General features: G+C 37.4%; 16 protein-coding genes. 4 read left to right on the forward strand and 12 right to left on the reverse strand.

What is annotated here, in order from left to right; translation table 11 throughout:
- The first annotated feature begins 328 nt into the window (after positions 1–328).
- Positions 329–1828 carry a nitrate/nitrite transporter gene (locus M3600_RS10690; protein WP_237942695.1) on the forward strand — a complete coding sequence of 500 codons (1500 nt, stop codon included), beginning with the start codon at positions 329–331 and terminating at the stop codon, positions 1826–1828.
- Between the two features lie 126 nt (positions 1829–1954).
- Here the strand turns inward: M3600_RS10690 and chrS are convergent, their stop codons facing one another.
- The gene (gene chrS / locus M3600_RS10695; RefSeq protein ID WP_396953803.1) at positions 1955–2440 is read right to left on the reverse strand and encodes a chromate efflux transcriptional regulator ChrS; all 486 of its coding nucleotides are present in this window, start codon (positions 2438–2440) and stop codon (positions 1955–1957) included.
- Between the two features lie 356 nt (positions 2441–2796).
- On the opposite strand from chrS, the gene M3600_RS10700 reads away from it, so the two are divergent.
- Positions 2797–3990, forward strand: coding sequence for a hypothetical protein (locus tag M3600_RS10700; protein WP_251645880.1), 1194 nt, complete (start codon positions 2797–2799; stop codon positions 3988–3990).
- Positions 3991–4110: 120 nt separating this feature from the next.
- Here M3600_RS10700 and M3600_RS10705 read toward each other — a convergent pair whose 3' ends face one another.
- Genes M3600_RS10705 through M3600_RS10715 form a run of 3 tightly spaced genes read right to left on the reverse strand, consistent with a single transcriptional unit; the run spans position 4111 to position 6040 of the window.
- Positions 4111–4902 carry an ABC transporter permease gene (locus M3600_RS10705; RefSeq protein ID WP_251645964.1) on the reverse strand — a complete coding sequence of 264 codons (792 nt, stop codon included), beginning with the start codon at positions 4900–4902 and terminating at the stop codon, positions 4111–4113.
- A gap of 2 nt (positions 4903–4904) precedes the next feature.
- A complete protein-coding gene (locus M3600_RS10710; RefSeq protein ID WP_251645882.1) occupies positions 4905–5804 on the reverse strand; it encodes an ABC transporter ATP-binding protein in 900 nt (299 codons plus the stop codon).
- Positions 5801–6040 carry a PLD nuclease N-terminal domain-containing protein gene (locus M3600_RS10715; RefSeq protein ID WP_251645884.1) on the reverse strand — a complete coding sequence of 80 codons (240 nt, stop codon included), beginning with the start codon at positions 6038–6040 and terminating at the stop codon, positions 5801–5803. The genes M3600_RS10710 and M3600_RS10715 overlap by 4 nt, the downstream gene beginning before the upstream one ends.
- A gap of 166 nt (positions 6041–6206) precedes the next feature.
- Between M3600_RS10715 and M3600_RS10720 the strand changes: the two genes are divergently transcribed.
- Entirely contained in the window at positions 6207–6746 is a 540-nt protein-coding gene (locus tag M3600_RS10720) for a helix-turn-helix domain-containing protein (RefSeq protein WP_237942688.1), read from the forward strand.
- A 45-nt stretch (positions 6747–6791) separates the two neighbouring features.
- Here M3600_RS10720 and M3600_RS10725 read toward each other — a convergent pair whose 3' ends face one another.
- From M3600_RS10725 to M3600_RS10740, 4 genes are all read right to left on the reverse strand, one after another.
- A complete protein-coding gene (locus M3600_RS10725) occupies positions 6792–7205 on the reverse strand; it encodes a VOC family protein (RefSeq protein ID WP_233315301.1) in 414 nt (137 codons plus the stop codon).
- A 111-nt stretch (positions 7206–7316) separates the two neighbouring features.
- Positions 7317–7580 carry a hypothetical protein gene (locus M3600_RS10730; RefSeq protein ID WP_233315302.1) on the reverse strand — a complete coding sequence of 88 codons (264 nt, stop codon included), beginning with the start codon at positions 7578–7580 and terminating at the stop codon, positions 7317–7319.
- Positions 7581–7695: 115 nt separating this feature from the next.
- Positions 7696–9801 (reverse strand): methyl-accepting chemotaxis protein, encoded by a 2106-nt coding sequence (locus M3600_RS10735; RefSeq protein WP_251645886.1) that lies wholly within the window; start codon positions 9799–9801, stop codon positions 7696–7698.
- Between the two features lie 166 nt (positions 9802–9967).
- Complete coding sequence (locus M3600_RS10740; RefSeq protein ID WP_251645888.1) at positions 9968–10528, reverse strand: GNAT family N-acetyltransferase; 561 nt, start codon at positions 10526–10528, stop codon at positions 9968–9970.
- A 139-nt stretch (positions 10529–10667) separates the two neighbouring features.
- Here M3600_RS10740 and M3600_RS10745 point away from each other — a divergent pair, with 139 nt between their 5' ends.
- Positions 10668–11495 carry a GNAT family N-acetyltransferase gene (locus M3600_RS10745; RefSeq protein WP_251645889.1) on the forward strand — a complete coding sequence of 276 codons (828 nt, stop codon included), beginning with the start codon at positions 10668–10670 and terminating at the stop codon, positions 11493–11495.
- A gap of 48 nt (positions 11496–11543) precedes the next feature.
- Here the strand turns inward: M3600_RS10745 and M3600_RS10750 are convergent, their stop codons facing one another.
- The 4 genes from M3600_RS10750 to M3600_RS28920 form a co-directional block, all read right to left on the reverse strand.
- Positions 11544–12077, reverse strand: a complete 534-nt coding sequence (locus M3600_RS10750; protein WP_251645890.1) for a hypothetical protein — start codon at positions 12075–12077, stop codon at positions 11544–11546.
- The gene (locus M3600_RS10755; RefSeq protein WP_251645891.1) at positions 12077–12406 is read right to left on the reverse strand and encodes a hypothetical protein; all 330 of its coding nucleotides are present in this window, start codon (positions 12404–12406) and stop codon (positions 12077–12079) included. Before M3600_RS10755 ends, M3600_RS10750 begins: the two co-directional genes overlap by 1 nt.
- A 26-nt stretch (positions 12407–12432) precedes the next feature.
- Positions 12433–13182, reverse strand: coding sequence for a class B sortase (gene srtB / locus M3600_RS10760; RefSeq protein WP_251645898.1), 750 nt, complete (start codon positions 13180–13182; stop codon positions 12433–12435).
- 78 nt (positions 13183–13260) lie between these two features.
- A complete protein-coding gene (locus M3600_RS28920; RefSeq protein ID WP_285854773.1) occupies positions 13261–15432 on the reverse strand; it encodes a phosphatase PAP2 family protein in 2172 nt (723 codons plus the stop codon).
- Positions 15433–15487: the final 55 nt, after the last annotated feature.

Consider the following 15487-nt stretch of genomic DNA (forward strand, 5'->3'; position numbering starts at 1 on the left):
AGCCGGAAATTGATTAAGGGAATCCCCTGATTTTTCCGCTCACTATGCTGATAAAATGTTGTTTTTTCACAATATCCCTGGATAGAAAACAAAAAACATCAAGCTATAAAGCTTGATGCTACAATGTTTATTCAGAAAAAAAGCCCAGTAAGTTATTTATTATTTCACAAACTTTATATGCCATTTTCGCTATTGCAGGCTCATTGGCAATCATGTACCCTATGGATTGTAGCGAGTACCAGCGCTGATTTAATACCTCCTATTAAGAATTTTTGTTCATCAATTCACACTTGCATGATTAAGAACAATTTTAGAAAGGATGTTTACAATGGGTACACTTAGAAGCGTACAATTATTTCTCCAAACATCAAGTTTAATTGCAGGATTTATGGTATGGGTTCTTATATCCTCACTCATTCCACTCATAAAAGAGGATATTCCGCTGACAGACGGCCAGACGGCATTAGTGACAGCTGTCCCTGTTATTTTAGGATCATTATTGCGGATACCAATCGGATATTTCACCAACCGGTTTGGTGCAAGGATCATTCATATCATTAGTTTTATTCTGCTGATGCTTCCTGTCTTCTTAATAAGTAAAGCGGATTCAATGGCTGATTTAATTATAGGAGGATTATTTATTGGTATAGGCGGAGCTGTATTTTCAGTTGGGGTTACCTCGATCCCTAAATACTATCCAAAAGAAAATCATGGATTTGTAAATGGTATTTACGGCTTAGGAAATGCAGGTACGGCAATCAGTACATTTGCGGCACCAGTGGTGGCAAAATCAATTGGCTGGACGCAAACGGTTCAGTTATATTTAATACTTTTGCTTGTATTTGCCGCATTAAATATCTTCTTCGGTGACCGCAAAGAACGAAAAGTAACAGTTTCATTAATAGAACAAGTGAAAGGCGTATATAAAAACTCTACGCTATGGTTTATTAGTTTATTTTATTTCATTACTTTCGGTGCTTTTGTTGCCTTTACTGTTTATTTACCAAACTTTTTGACAACCCATTTTGGATTAGACAGTGTTGACGCAGGGTTACGGACAGCAGGCTTCATTGTTTTAGCAACTTTGATGCGTCCAACTGGCGGGTGGTTAGCAGATAGATTTAATCCATACAAAATATTAATGATTGTATTTCTTGGGCTGGCATTTTCAGGCGTGCTCCTTTCATTCTCCCCGTCCATTGGTCTCTATTCTGTTGGTGTATTGACAATCGCGTTATCTGCTGGGATAGGAAATGGAACGATATTCAAGCTAGTGCCGCTTTATTTTTCGAAACAAGCTGGCATCGTAAACGGAATTGTGTCGGCAATGGGTGGTTTAGGCGGCTTCTTCCCGCCGCTTGTTCTGTCGTTTGTTCTTAATGCAACTGGTCACTATTCAATTGGATTTATGGCTATTTCAGAATTTGCCTTAGTCAGCTTTGTTATTGTAGTATGGCTATTTTATAAGGATAATCTTTTCATTGAAAAACAAATCATCAATGAAACGAAGGAAGCTATTTTAATTACTAATCCTCATGGAATTATCGAAGATATTAATCTATCATTCTCCACATTAACTGGTTACTCAAAAGACGAGGTAATCGGCAAAAATCCAAATATCCTGCAGTCAGGAAAACATGATGACGTTTTTTATCAGCATATGTGGAATATGATTAAACAAAAAGGCTACTGGGAAGGGGAAATTTGCAATAAGCGTAAAAACGGTGAACTGTACCAGCAATGGATGACGATAAGCGCCATTAAAAGCAAATCTGGCGAAGTTAAAAAATATGTTGGTATGTTAAATGATTTAGCAGTTAAAAGCTAGCAAACTAGTAAAAGGGTGTCCTGATTAGGAGGATATCCTTTTTTTTGTGTATGTCGATTAAATTATATAAATATAACGAAATCCTCTTTTTATTTAGTGTATTTAAAGGGGATATCATTCCCCTTTTTACAGTTTCATTCCCATTCTGCTTTTGTATCTTTTAATCAGAATTTGGCAATCGACACTAACTACTCCTTTTAGCGGATAAAGTTTTTCGGTCAAAAACTTTTCCATTTCTTGATTATCACCAAAGATACCATGCATATGTAATTTACTAGGTCCTGTCATATGATACAAGCTAGTAACAGAATGTTCTTCAGCAAGCTTTGCTGCTACTTCTTCTAAATGCTGGGGCTCTACCTCTACATTAAAAAACGCAGATACATGAATACCGATTTTAGTTGGATTAATCACCGTTGTAAATTTTTCGATTACGCCTTTCTCTGTTAGGTTGTTAATACGCATTTGCACAGCAACCCTTGATAAATCAACTTCTTTTGCGATATCTGTGTAAGAAATGCGGCTGTTCTCATGGAGCATAGATAAGATGGTTTTATCTATTTCATCGAGCACTAAATTTGGAACGCTATAATTGGAAGACAAATTTATCATACCTCTCTTTCCTTTTGTTTCTATTATTTTCGAAAAACGTTATAGAGTGTATTTAACCATATAGAAATTTAATAGTAAATAAAAAAGAACAGAGTTTTCATATAGTAATAAAACAAAACATATTTCATTAAATAATAAATATTTTGCAAAAGAACTATTACATTTCGTAACGATATATGATATAAATAAAAATATTAATTTGTATACAAACTATTCACTATCATATGAAAAGTCAGAATTTAATATTTGAAGATCGGCTTTTACGGAAAGGAGATGGATTTTTTTAACTTTTTATTTCTGAAAATTTTTAATTTTGTATTATTACTCACCATGACATGAACTTTAGGAGGATTTATATGACTATTAACGAACCAGTATATGCAGCCATGTTAGTGCTTGCATTAATAGCGATTGGCGAAATTGTTTCCATCTTAACACGAGCACGCGTGCCAATGCTGCTTATTGCCATAATGGGCTTTCTTATTTTAATTTGGACAGGGATATTCCCTGAAGACATCGTAGATACATCTTCTTTTAGCACAATGGGTACGTTACTGACAGGTCCTCTCGTTGTTCACTTAGGAACACTAATCCCGCTTACCTTAATGGGTAAACAGTATCGGACTGTATTGATCGCCTTAGGTGGAGCGTTAGTTGCGTTAGTATTTGTACTTCCTGTAATTACAATGCTCTTTGGTTATGAGACTGCTGTAGCTGGTACAGGACCGTTAGTAGGTGGAATTGTTGCTTTTATTGTTACCTCTGATGCAATAAATGCAGCTGGATATGAATATTTAGTCGCAATACCGGCGCTAGTACTCGCCATACATAAGTTATTTGGATTACCAGTGGCATCAATGTTTCTTCGTAAATACGCATTAATTCTGCGTGCTAAATGGGATCAAACGGATTCAAGTTCTTATATTGCTGCAGCCGCAGAGGTTCCTTTGCATCATGGTGCAGAAGCAGTCAGCAAACCTAAGGTAAGAAAGAAATATGAATTTAACACGGCCAATATTTTATTGTTTAAGTTGTTCGTAGGAGCATCGCTTGGAACAGTACTTGGAGAACTTACAGGGATAAGCGGAACAATCTGGTGTTTATTCATCGGTGTTATAGGCACGAAAGTAAACTTCTACAATGAAAACATCATGGATAAAGCAAAAGCATCTAGTATCGCTGTATTAGGTACAATATTTATTGTTATTGCTTCCATGAGTAAAGTAAGTCTTACAGAGTTCCTGCATTTTATTCCACAGGTTCTAACCATAATCATTATCGGTGAAATAGGCATTCTTGCAGGTGGGTTTATTGTATCAAAACTAGTAAAATGGCACCCTTATAAAGGGATGTCGCTTGCATTGACGGCGATGTTTGGCTTCCCTGCTGATTATATTTTATGCCAGGAAGTAAGCCGCAGTGTTGGACGAAATGAAGAAGAGGAAAAACGACTGTTAAATGAATTATCACCGCCGATGCTGATCGGAGGATTTACAACAGTAACGGTCGCATCTGTTATCATTGCTAGTATTTTAGTTAAAACATTGTAAAGAATATTAGAATAATAGAATGAAAAACACTTATCATAATCTCTTTTAGTAAAGGAGGATTTTTGATAAGTGTTTTTTTCATCGATACTGTTCTTATTTTAGTTTTTACTCCTGTAAAAATTAAGAATTGTCGTATTTCTTCTTTGCAATCCAATCTTTCGATATCAGTATTGCTGCAAAACATAAAATCAAGGTAATGAGTAAGTTTGCTGTTAATTTAGAATGGATGATTCCTGTCATAAGGATTTCAACAGCATGTGCACTGATCATTGCTGGGTTAATTAGATCTACAAAAGAATTAATGCCAACGAGAGATCTGCATAATAATAAAAGAACAATAGACAGTAATGAAATAATACCTTGATTGTTAAATAACGTGCTAAACATGGTCGTAAAGGAAATAATGAATAATACCCATACTAAATAAAACAGCAGTGCTAATAACATATCAGCAAAGCTGACATTGGTAAATAAAAGGTTCACATATGCATATGAGGCGAGGTATCCTATTGCGACACACGCTGCAACAAACCAATAATTAGAGAGGACCTTTGCGCCAATGTATTGAGACACACTGACTGGTCTTGTCAAAATAAAGGCTAACATGCCATTTGCTTTGTCAGATTGCACGGCACCCATTAAGGAAATGACGATAATTAATAGCCCTAATTGATCAAACTGTGACTCAAGTGTAGTCGCTAGCACCTCTCCCCCTTTTAGCTGTTCAAAAAAGCTAGGGTCAATCGTTATTCCTTGATCTCCTCCCATTGCTTTTAATAGAGCAGGCAAGTAGTAGCTGAGGACCGGTTGCATCATTCCTAAAAGGATAAACACAAGCGGGAACCAAACTATTTTGAAATCACGAATCATTTGAACAAATTCTTTTTTTGATAATATCGCAACATTATTCATCATTACACCACCAGCTTAAGGAATATTTCTTCTAGTGTATCGTTATCTATTTCAAATTTTAAAATATCTACATTATTTTCTAATGCACTTGCTAATAGCATATTTTTATTGACGAGAATATTATCCACTTCGATTTTCACAGTAGTACCGACTGCCTCTGCAGCTTTAACATAATCCAAACCTTTCACAATCTCCAGCCAGCTGAGACTTGCAGAAGTTATTTCCATTAAGATGCTATTGCGGCTGTGCTTATTCAATAAGGCTTCTTTTTTAGTATCTTCAATCTTTTGGCCATCCTTAATAATCACAAATCTTTCACAGATATCTTCTGCATCGTTTAAGATATGTGTCGACAAAAGAATGGTGGTGTCTTTTTTGATAGCTTGAATGATATTGATTACCTCTCTTCTGCCAATGGGATCTAATGAGGATACAGGTTCATCCATCACAATAAGAGAAGGTTTATGCAGCAAAGCTTGGGCAATTCCCAATCTTTGTTTCATGCCGCCGGAAAATGTTCTAACCCGAGCGTTGCTGTCTTCCTTTAAGCCAACTTTAGTTAAAAGGAGCGGTATCTCCTTTTTTAACGCCTCTTTTTTCATTCCTGTCAGCTCTCCCATAAACATCAGTGTTTCAAATGCTGTCATCCATGGAAAGAAATTTGGATATTGAGGCAAATAACCGATTTCCTTTTTCATATCCGTAATTTTCTTTCCATTAAGAAATACTGCTCCCGAACTTGGATGAATAATATCTGAAATGATTTTAATTAAGGTTGATTTACCAGCTCCGTTTGGCCCGATTAAACCCACACATTCCCCAGCTTGCACTTCCATAGAAAAGTTATGGACAGCTGTTTTGTTATTAAAATTCTTTGTTATATTTTTAATTTCTAATTTCATACTCTGTTAGTCTCCTTTCTACTTAATACAAAATAAAGGATTGGACCGAATAGGTTAATAAATATAATGAGTAGTGTCCAAATTAATAAATGTTGCCGGTTTTCTCGGTTACGATATAAATCGATTAAGGCAATAGCAATTAGGATAAAGTTTATAAAAACGAACGGCAATACAATAGGCAAAATCGAGAAAAAATCAAAATCCTTTATATCATTTAATCCATAATGAAGATTCAAAATCTTACTCCTCCTTATATATTTTTATTATCATTATTGATAACGATAACATAAGTTTTTAAATATTGCACTATTTTTCCATTTTTATTGTCGTTTTTATTATTATTCTTTATAATGATAACATTATCAAAATGGTGAATATATCACGTACAGATTGGAGCAGGTTATGGTAAATAAAGCGGATGCATTAATACACCCAGTAAGAATCAAAATTTCACAGGCTTTAATGAGAAGTGGTGAAAATGGATTAACACCGTTAGAGATGGTGAAAATGATTAAAGACGTGCCTCAGGCAACGCTGTACCGGCATATTCAAGTATTGCTGGATGCAGGAATTATTCGAATTGTGAAGGAAAAAAAAGTCCGATCTGTCGTAGAAAAATATTATGCATTAAACGGAGAGGAAGCAAAATTAAGTCCAAGTGAATGGAAAGAAACTTCTAAGGATGACAAGATAACTTATTTTTCTTACTATCAGCTCTTCCTCCTAAATCAATATCAGAGCTATTTAACAAAATCAGAGGAAAATGGCAATGCGGAGGATCCGACCTTTTCTTTTGTCGAAATGAAGCTTGATACACAGACCTTTCATGGATTTCAACAAGAACTCAATGAATTAATGGTTAAATACTATAACACCTCATTAAAAAACGATAATAGTGAACCTACTCGCACTGTAGCTGTTACAATCATACCAGAATCTTAATACTGGCAATCAAAAAGGATAGAGGCACTAACGCCTCTATCCAAATTAACTATCTAAATAATCACACAGCTCAATTAATGTTCCATTCGTCGAAGCTGGGTTCAGATAGATTAGCCGTCTTCCTCGTAAGTTTACTCTCCGTGTATCCTCCAGAAAACGGATGCCTTTTTGGCGTGCTTCTTGGATGGCATCATCTAGGTTATCGACACGATATGCAAGGTGATGCACCCCTTTGCCTCGCTGCTTTATAAAACGTGCCATTGGCGATTCCTTTGTTGTCGGTTCTAGTAATTCAATGACTTTGTCTGCGGTTTTGACTACTGCGACATGCACCTCCACTCCTTTGGCGTCACTTGTGTAACGGTCCTCCAGGCTTCCGTTTAATACATCCAGGTAAAAAGGCAATGCATCGTCTATGCTTCGTACAGCAATTCCGACATGATCTAAAATATAATTCAAAAGAAGTCCCCCTGTTACTTAATAGGTATGCTTTGATTCATTATACACGAATCTATTATGTTCTTTGCATCCAAGCTATTAAAAAAGACAATCGGAATTAATCGATTGTCTTTAGGAATAACGTCTCATTAATTCATCTATGTATGCATTGCCGCGGGGCGTCACTACTGCTTCCTTTAAGAATACAACGAGCACTTCGCCATGTGCGCCTCTTGCGTATTTTACGTTTGCTATAATACCTTCGTTTTCCATTCTTTCTACTTCTGCATTAAACTCTTCAGGAGAAACGATACCAACATCTTTTGGCATTGGTTCGCGCCCCTCTAATAATCCTAGAAGTACAGCAAATCTTATTGGTATAGCATTGTCTGTCATGTGTAGCACCTCCGCTTTATATTATACGCAAATACTGTGTGGATGTCTTATGATTCGATTTGGTGCTCTCTTAAATAATAAAACGGCTGCAGATAACAGCCGTTTTGTGCTTTCTTTATACTTTAAATTTACTTACCGTTTCTTGCAGCTCTTCTGCTAAACGAGATAGAGTGATGCTTGAAGCCTCAATTTCTTCCATGGAAGCTAATTGTTCCTCGGTAATGGATGAAATATTTTGTGTGCCTTCAGAAGATACTTGGGCAATTTCGGAGATTACCTCAATAGAGCCAACTACTTGTTCTGCTCCTACTAGCATTTGCTGTGCTGCTGCAGATACTTGGCCAATTTGTTCGGCTACCTCACTAACTGACCCTTTAATTTCAGCAAAAGAGTTGCCTGCAGTAGAAATAGCGGTGATTCCGTCTGTTACTTCTGCTGTTGCTGCATTCATCGTTTGGACTGCTTTTTCTGTTTCTTTCTGGATAGAAGTAATCAGCTGGCCAATTTGCTGTGCGGAAGAGGCAGACTGCTCTGCAAGCTTGCGCACTTCATCAGCTACAACAGCAAATCCTTGGCCATGCTGTCCTGCCCTCGCTGCCTCTATTGCTGCATTAAGGGCAAGCAGGTTAGTCTGGCCAGCAATATTGGTAATAACATCAACGATTTCGCCAATCTGCAAGCTTCTAGCGCCTAACTCTTTAACTACTAATGCTGCGTCATTAACAGAATGATTAATAGAATTCATTTGGTTTACAGCTACTTGTATCGCCTGTTCTCCGTCTGCTGCATTAGTCGAGGCGTTTGCTGCTGTTACTGTTACACTTTGTGCGTTTGCTGCTACTTGTTGTATTCCTGCAGATACTTCGTTCACTACTGTTGAACTGTCATTAACACTTTCTACCTGCTTTTCCGTTCCAGCAGCAACATCTTGTACAGTAAGCGTTATTTGTTCAGATGCTCTGCTTGTTTGTTCTGCACTTGCACTCAGCTCGGCACTAGAAGAAGCGAGATGCTCGGCACTGCTTTTAATATGATGAATAAGGGAGCGCAGATTTTGGATCATGTCATTAAAGGCAGTCTCAACATCCTTCATTTCATCTTTCGTCTGTAAATCGAGCTCTGTTTCTAGGTCCCCATCTGCAACATGTATAGTTACTGCTTTTAATTTTTGGACTGTGCTGCTGATAGACAGATAGAATCCTACAAAAATATAAATGGTCAAAATAAATATCAGCACAACTACTGCAATAATGGCCGCTTTAGTAAGCTTCAAGTCTTTAGCCTGCTGGGTCATTATGCTGTTCAATGCTTTTGTTTCTAGCTCATACAGTTTAAAGCTAGTGTCGATTGTTGCTGTTGCCATATTATAAAACTCATCCGTATTAACAGTAATAGAAGTATTAGTACTAAATTCTTTTTGCACAAACTCTAAGAATTTATTTGTTTCTTCTAATGTACTTTGACTTGCCTCGCCTAGACTGTTTTCTAGAGATGGCTTATTAGTAAAAATGATAGCTTTCCCGTGCTCAAGCAGTTCAAGTGAATTCTGAACAGAGGCATATAAGGAAACTAATTGAATTTTTTGGTCATCGGTGATTTTTTGTTCTGCGGCAATACTCATCCCAACAGCGCGGATTTGCCCAAGATGTTCTGTCAAATTAGGCAATGTAGTTGTTACATCGTTAATAATGTAGTAATTTTCTGGTGCTTTCGCTAAGAATAATTCTGATTGGTCCCCAACCTCGACCATAAAATCTAAAATATTGCCTAAATAATCAATATGCCTGCTTGTTGCTTCCTGTAAGTTCAGGCTCTCAACATCTGATTGAAGTGTATTCCACTGTTGTTTCATTTCTGCCCATTGATCTGACACTTGGATAGAACTGCCTGTTCCTTTTACAAATGCATCCATGTTTGCAATGTCTTCTTGAATTTCCGCTTGCTTTTCTTCTAGCTTGGGCTTGTCTGAAGAATCGCCGCTAATGACACTTACGGAAATAGCGCGGTGCTGCTGAACATCCTGCAGGAAATCCTTCAACAGAGTATTATACTCCGTACCTACTTGTCTTTTTTGAATAGTGTCGATTTCCTTATTCGTTGTGCTTAACAGCATAAAGCTCATAATTAAAATTGGTATCCCTAAAATCCCGCCGATTACAGCAAATTTTTGTATATATTTAAGTCGGTTCATCAGCGCGATGATTGGTAAAAAAATCTTCAAAAGTATCCCCCCTATAATATAGATAATCTTTAATAAGGGAGTAATTTTCTCCAGTAAGCTTATTAAAGATGAACAATGTATATATCGGTTTCACAGAAGGATACTCGATGAAAACAGCGAAAAATAAGAACAGATTCCTATATAGGAATAAAAAATAGGACTGAATTTAATCAGCCCCATCATTTTTCTTTTCAAGAAAAGACAATCTGTGAAATTTATTAATATATGTAAATAATTCTTCTCCAGTTATCTGTTGCATGCCAGCAAGTGGTATATACAGTGCCTTGTATTTTTCCGGTACCCAAATGTACGTGTGAATATAATCAGTAGTAAGAAAGCCGCATGATTGCCAAAATTTTATTCTTTTTCGATTATCTGCTGTTTCTGCTGACTCCGCCTCAATAATGAAGGTCTTAATTCCATCTGCCCCAGCCTTTTGCTTTAAATACTCAACAAATTGTCTGCCAATCCCTTGATTACGTTCTTTTTCTGATACGGCCAAATAATCAATAATCATGATCTGCTCTTGATTAAGCTTACCAACGAGCGCCATGGCAATTGCCTTCGATTCGTTATAACCGATATAAAGCTCGGCAATCCCTTTGGTGAGCATATTTTGAATGATTTTAATTGGCTTTGCTCCCTTTTCACCAAATGCCTCTGCATAAAGTGGCCCGGCATCCTCCCAAAGCTCCTGATCCCATGTGGACGTTGTTTTTATTTTCATAAAGTAATCTCCTTACTAGCCTTTTTTATTATTTTACACGAAAACAAATATAGCATCCTTGATTTACTCTTTATGATAATATATATGTAAATAAATTCCTGGAAATTAGGGCAACTTTCAGGTGAAAGGTGTTAGAAATATGTTAACTAATGAAGAGTTAAAGGCTATTAAGGCTCTCCAAGAAATTTGCGAAAGTATTGATACATGTCAGCTCAAGCTAAATTTTGATATGCTTGAGAACAGATCTGGTAACACAAAGGAAGACTATTTTCATTACGAAAAAGACAAGCTGGTCGGATTTCTTGGCAGTTATGGTTTTGGTAATAAAGTTGAAATTTGCGGCATGGTTCATCCGAGTTATCGACGGAAGGGGATATTTTCTAGACTATTAACAGAGTGTATGAAAGACTTAAAGCGCCGCAATGTTCATACCATCTTATTAAATGCTCCTTCAGAATCTCAATCAGCCAAAGATTTCTTAAGAAACCAATCCTGTTCCTTTTTTATGTCAGAATACCAAATGATGTGGCAAAATACGGAGTTATCATTAGATGCTGGAGTAGTTCTGAGGCCATCTGATTCTCCAGCAGATTTGGAAGCAGAGGTACAGCTTGATATTCTGGCATTCGGATTGGAAGAAAAAGAAGCCCGTGAATATAATAACCATTTGAAGGAAAGTAACACAGAGCAGCACTATATCATTGAAGTAAATGGAACAACAGCAGGAAAAATGAGGGTAGCGGAATCAAACGGAGAAGCTTGGATTTATGGGTTAGCGATATTTCCTGAGCTTCAAGGCAAAGGTATCGGCAGAAAGGCTTTATCAAGGATAATAAAGATGGAAAGTCAAAAAGGTTTACCCATCTTTCTCGAAGTAGAAGCGAAAAACGCCCATGCGCTTAAACTCTATCAATCATGTGGTTTTAGAAGCTACCACTCTCAGGATTATTATAAATATCAAAACTAGTTAAAAGGCTCAACGTGATAGTTGAGCCTTTTCTTAAAGGACCTCTCTTTATAAAAATTCCTTCTTATATAACCTATCTTTGCAAAAAACATAAAGCAGTTTACCACGCATTAAAACATGTCCGCTGATACGTTTACACTTGTCATCAACAAAAGTTACGTTACCAGCCGGAATAATCGTTTGATTGCTAATGTTATAGAGCATCAACGTATCACAATCAATTTCTACAAGCAAGTCTTGTTGGTCAAATAGGAATTGCTGAAATGTATCATCCCCCTCTACTACATAGCATGCCGTTTCCATAAAGTCTTTGAGCTGAACGAGCTTATATTGATCATAGTAGTAAAAGTTAACTTCTTTAGAGCTGACGATATTCATGGCATAGCAATCTGCCATTTCATATTCTTTTGCTCCCCATAATTTCTGTCCGCTTTTTGAATAGGCGGCAAGTCCGTCTGCGCCCATTGGCTCGAGATCGTCAATTGCTCCAAAGATACCTTCATCAAAATAACTTACCCAAATGGTGTCAGTTTCGTCTATCTGCACTTGACTAATACCGTCACCGAGAAGGAATGTATCCATTAATTGTCCTTCCAGATTATATATTTGGGCGTTTGGTTCCATTTTTGCTCCGTCTGTGCTGCATCTGCCTTAGACAAGTAAAAGGGAGCCGTCCGAAAAAATATCTGCATCTGTCGGAGAAATCGGTATATTTTTAATTCTATTTTTCTTACGTTTCCGTCTTTTATTAATGTTATCGTACAATCTTGATTAGAAAGGGAAAAATCTATTTCCTCCTGAGGTGTTTCTATTAGCAGCAAAGCACTATCTCTTGTTATTTGCCCATTAAACCATTTCGTGCTAATAGGGTATGTGCTACACATATCTAATCGAATTTCCTCTATTTTCATCACCTTATTTCCCTGTTTTAAAAAAGCTATTGTATCTCTGTTATTTTCCCATGAACAACAAATCTGCCTTCATTCGGGTCTGACAGATTGCTGCATGTTGATAATGTGATAATCTGGTCTTGTTCATTTAATTCTACGTTTGTTGGAAACGCAGATTTTACTGAAATAGTTTGCAGGAAATCCTTGTATTGTTCATCTGTAGAAAACTCTGTTTTTAAATAATCGAATTCGGTGGTTGTTGCATAAACAGAGAAAATTTCGACTTCGTAGTTTCCGGCCTTCGTTTTATACTGGAAGGTATGGTGCTTGGAAAAAAAGTCTTCATCTAATAATTTCTCTAACTCGCCAAACATTGACCCATTTTTCATTTCATGACCATAGATGATGGTATGAAGATTGTCTGCGCCTTGCTTGTTTCGATAATCCATAAAAATACTTCCTGCTTTTGACTCTTCTTTTTTATAATTCCGATTCAAATAGTATTCATTATCCGTGCTTTGTAAAATCGGATAATCTATTTTTGTATCATCTATCGTCAGCCACCCGATAATATCTTCATTGATTTCTGTCATGCTTTCAAGTGGATCTGCTGCCTTACTTGTCGTGCTTGTGTCTTTGTGATACACTTCTTGAATTTCTGCCATTATCTTATCATTTTTCACATAGCCGTACACAATATGACCAATCTTAAATAGGCTAAAAAGAAAGACACCGATTGAAAGAATAAGCACGATTTGCTGCAGCCAATTGGATTTTTTTTGCTCAATGATCGTCAAATTCACTCCACCTTTACTGCTTTAAATGAAAGATGCTCCCATAAAGCTAATTCTTTAGGGGAGCAGTGTTGTAATTAATTATTGGTTTGCTCGTTTCATTTTTCGCTTCCAGAATACAATGGAAGCTGCTACTGCTGATGCTAATAATGTGCCTACATATAGGAAAATATTCGTATTATCCCCTGTTTGCGGGTTTTTCACAGAATTTGTGTCTGCTGTTTTGCCCGAATTGTTCACATTTTCGTTGCTGCTGCCAGTAACAGGTGCTGCTTCTTCCTTGTCCTCCTTATTTATATTATCATTGTTATCCTCTGTATTTTCTTCGTTATTATTGTCTGAATCTACTGGTGCTGGGTTATTACTGTTATTTTCTTCGTCGTTATCAACTGTTTCATCTGGATTAGAAGGAACTTCAGGAGTGTTGTCTTCTTCTGGTTCTTCTTTTTCAGCTGAAACTTGAAGTGCATTTTCCCCATAAACGATTTGATAGTTTTCAGGAAGTCCTGTTATTTCTACAGAAGCAAATTTGCTGTCACTCGCTAAAGTGCTGTAGCTGATAATATCTGCATCTGCTGCAGGTACATAGCCATCAGTAAAGTTTAGCTTCAATGTACCGCCAAACGCTGCTTCTCCGTCAATTTTCAAAACTTCTTCCTTGCTGCCGATGTTTAATTCAAGTGTACCACCATCTGTTTGGGTAAAGCCTTCTCCGATTGTGATACTGCCAGTTATATTTTCATTCATTGTACCGCCGTTATTAACAACTTCACCAGCACCAAAAGCTGTGCTTGAGTTTGCGATAAGGGAACCTTCTTCCAATACTGTTCCACCGGTATATGTATTGTTGCCTGTTAATGTTAAGGCTCCTGTTCCATCCTTCGTTAGACTGCCTGTTCCAGAGATATCATTTTTCCAGCTGTCAGCAGCATTGAAGCCGCCAAGAGAGCTGTCCATCGTTACATTAACATCTGTTTCAAATGCATCAAATCCTCCTGCTGCTGCAAAAAGATTCAAACGGCCCCAGCCTTCACTGTCGTCTAAAACAGGGTAACCAGATGGCAAGCCTGTTGTATACAGCACCCAGCGGCGTTGCATGTCATCTAAATATGGGAAGCGAGTTTCCAGCAATACTTCAGCACCCTTTGGCACTACCATTGGTTTTGTTGTGTCGCCAATTTGTTGGAATCCGTAAGTAAGACGCTTTGTATAGTTTTGTTTATTTGTTTCGTAATCACTGTAAGCATCATATGAAGTGCCTTCTTGTGTTAGTAGCACTTCATGTGCTTGTTTGTATGCTGCGTCTTTTACACTTTTGTTCGCAGGATCATTCAGTGCTGCAGCTGCGACAGCTGTTGACATCACTCGGCCGCCGATTACATCCAATGGTGAATGCATTCCAGCTACGATTCGGCTGTTGCCAAGCTCTGATGCTCTTGTCATCATTTCTTCAAAGCGTTCTGGCACTGCATAAGCAAGTCCGTATGATGCTAAATATGCTGCATTTGTATGTCCGCTTGGAAAACCGCCATCACTAGATGGGTCGTCCTTTTTAGCGGGAACAAGTGTCGGCAGTATGCTTACATCTTCACTCCAACGGAACGGGCGTTTATAGCTATAGTAAGCTTTTGCTGAAGAGGTAGAAGCTCCTGTCCAGCGGATTGTATTAATCAGGTTTACCATACTTCCAAGACTGGAATCAGTATCTGCCCAATTGCCGTTGCTGTTTCCGCCGTCTTCATATTTCACACTTGTCGCATCTTGAGGAATTTCATCTGGAATCGTTGTTCCAGCGTTAGACCCTGCTTTAAAATTATCTGCATAAGGCCCAAGACCTGTGATTACACTATAGTTTTGATTGCGGCGATCACTTAAGTAAGCATCTTTTGCTTCCGCTTCTGTGCGGTTTTTTGTAATGGAGATAGAAGTATCGATATTATGTTTATGTACACTCTCATTTAACACTGTTCCGTTATGCCATGAATCTCCCGGCTGCCAAATGTCTAAAAACTTCGAGAGGACACCAATAGAGGAGTTTGTCTCAGGGGTCATGTTTGAACTTTCATTACTGCCATATACGTCTACATAGTATCCGTAAGCTCCCGGTTTTGGTTCAATTGCAGAATGATCAGTTGCTGCAGAAGCGGAATAGGCACCTTGTGTAGTTAATAGTGTTGTTAATAATAGAATCGGTATTTTCGACTTTTGATTTTTCTTATTATCCTTTTTTACGCCTTTATTTGACAAATTCATTCACTTCTCTCTCTGTATTTTTACTTTCAACGTTAGTTTAATGATAGATTGTAAA

Origin of the sequence: Niallia sp. MER 6 (assembly GCF_023714395.1) — a bacterium.
Taxonomy (GTDB): Bacteria; Bacillota; Bacilli; order Bacillales; family Cytobacillaceae; genus Niallia.

What these genes read in the sequence shown, in the direction of transcription:
- M3600_RS10745 (WP_251645889.1), top strand. Translation starts at nt 10,668, where the DNA reads ATGTTAACTAATGAAGAGTTAAAGGCTATTAAGGCTCTCCAAGAAATT.
- M3600_RS10700 (WP_251645880.1), top strand. Translation starts at nt 2,797, where the DNA reads ATGACTATTAACGAACCAGTATATGCAGCCATGTTAGTGCTTGCATTA.
- M3600_RS10710 (WP_251645882.1), bottom strand. Translation starts at nt 5,804, where the DNA reads ATGAAATTAGAAATTAAAAATATAACAAAGAATTTTAATAACAAAACA.
- M3600_RS10705 (WP_251645964.1), bottom strand. Translation starts at nt 4,902, where the DNA reads ATGAATAATGTTGCGATATTATCAAAAAAAGAATTTGTTCAAATGATT.
- M3600_RS10740 (WP_251645888.1), bottom strand. Translation starts at nt 10,528, where the DNA reads ATGAAAATAAAAACAACGTCCACATGGGATCAGGAGCTTTGGGAGGAT.
- M3600_RS10730 (WP_233315302.1), bottom strand. Translation starts at nt 7,580, where the DNA reads ATGACAGACAATGCTATACCAATAAGATTTGCTGTACTTCTAGGATTA.
- M3600_RS10690 (WP_237942695.1), top strand. Translation starts at nt 329, where the DNA reads ATGGGTACACTTAGAAGCGTACAATTATTTCTCCAAACATCAAGTTTA.
- chrS (WP_396953803.1), bottom strand. Translation starts at nt 2,440, where the DNA reads ATGATAAATTTGTCTTCCAATTATAGCGTTCCAAATTTAGTGCTCGAT.
- M3600_RS10755 (WP_251645891.1), bottom strand. Translation starts at nt 12,406, where the DNA reads ATGAAAATAGAGGAAATTCGATTAGATATGTGTAGCACATACCCTATT.
- M3600_RS10750 (WP_251645890.1), bottom strand. Translation starts at nt 12,077, where the DNA reads ATGGATACATTCCTTCTCGGTGACGGTATTAGTCAAGTGCAGATAGAC.
- M3600_RS10720 (WP_237942688.1), top strand. Translation starts at nt 6,207, where the DNA reads ATGGTAAATAAAGCGGATGCATTAATACACCCAGTAAGAATCAAAATT.
- M3600_RS28920 (WP_285854773.1), bottom strand. Translation starts at nt 15,432, where the DNA reads ATGAATTTGTCAAATAAAGGCGTAAAAAAGGATAATAAGAAAAATCAA.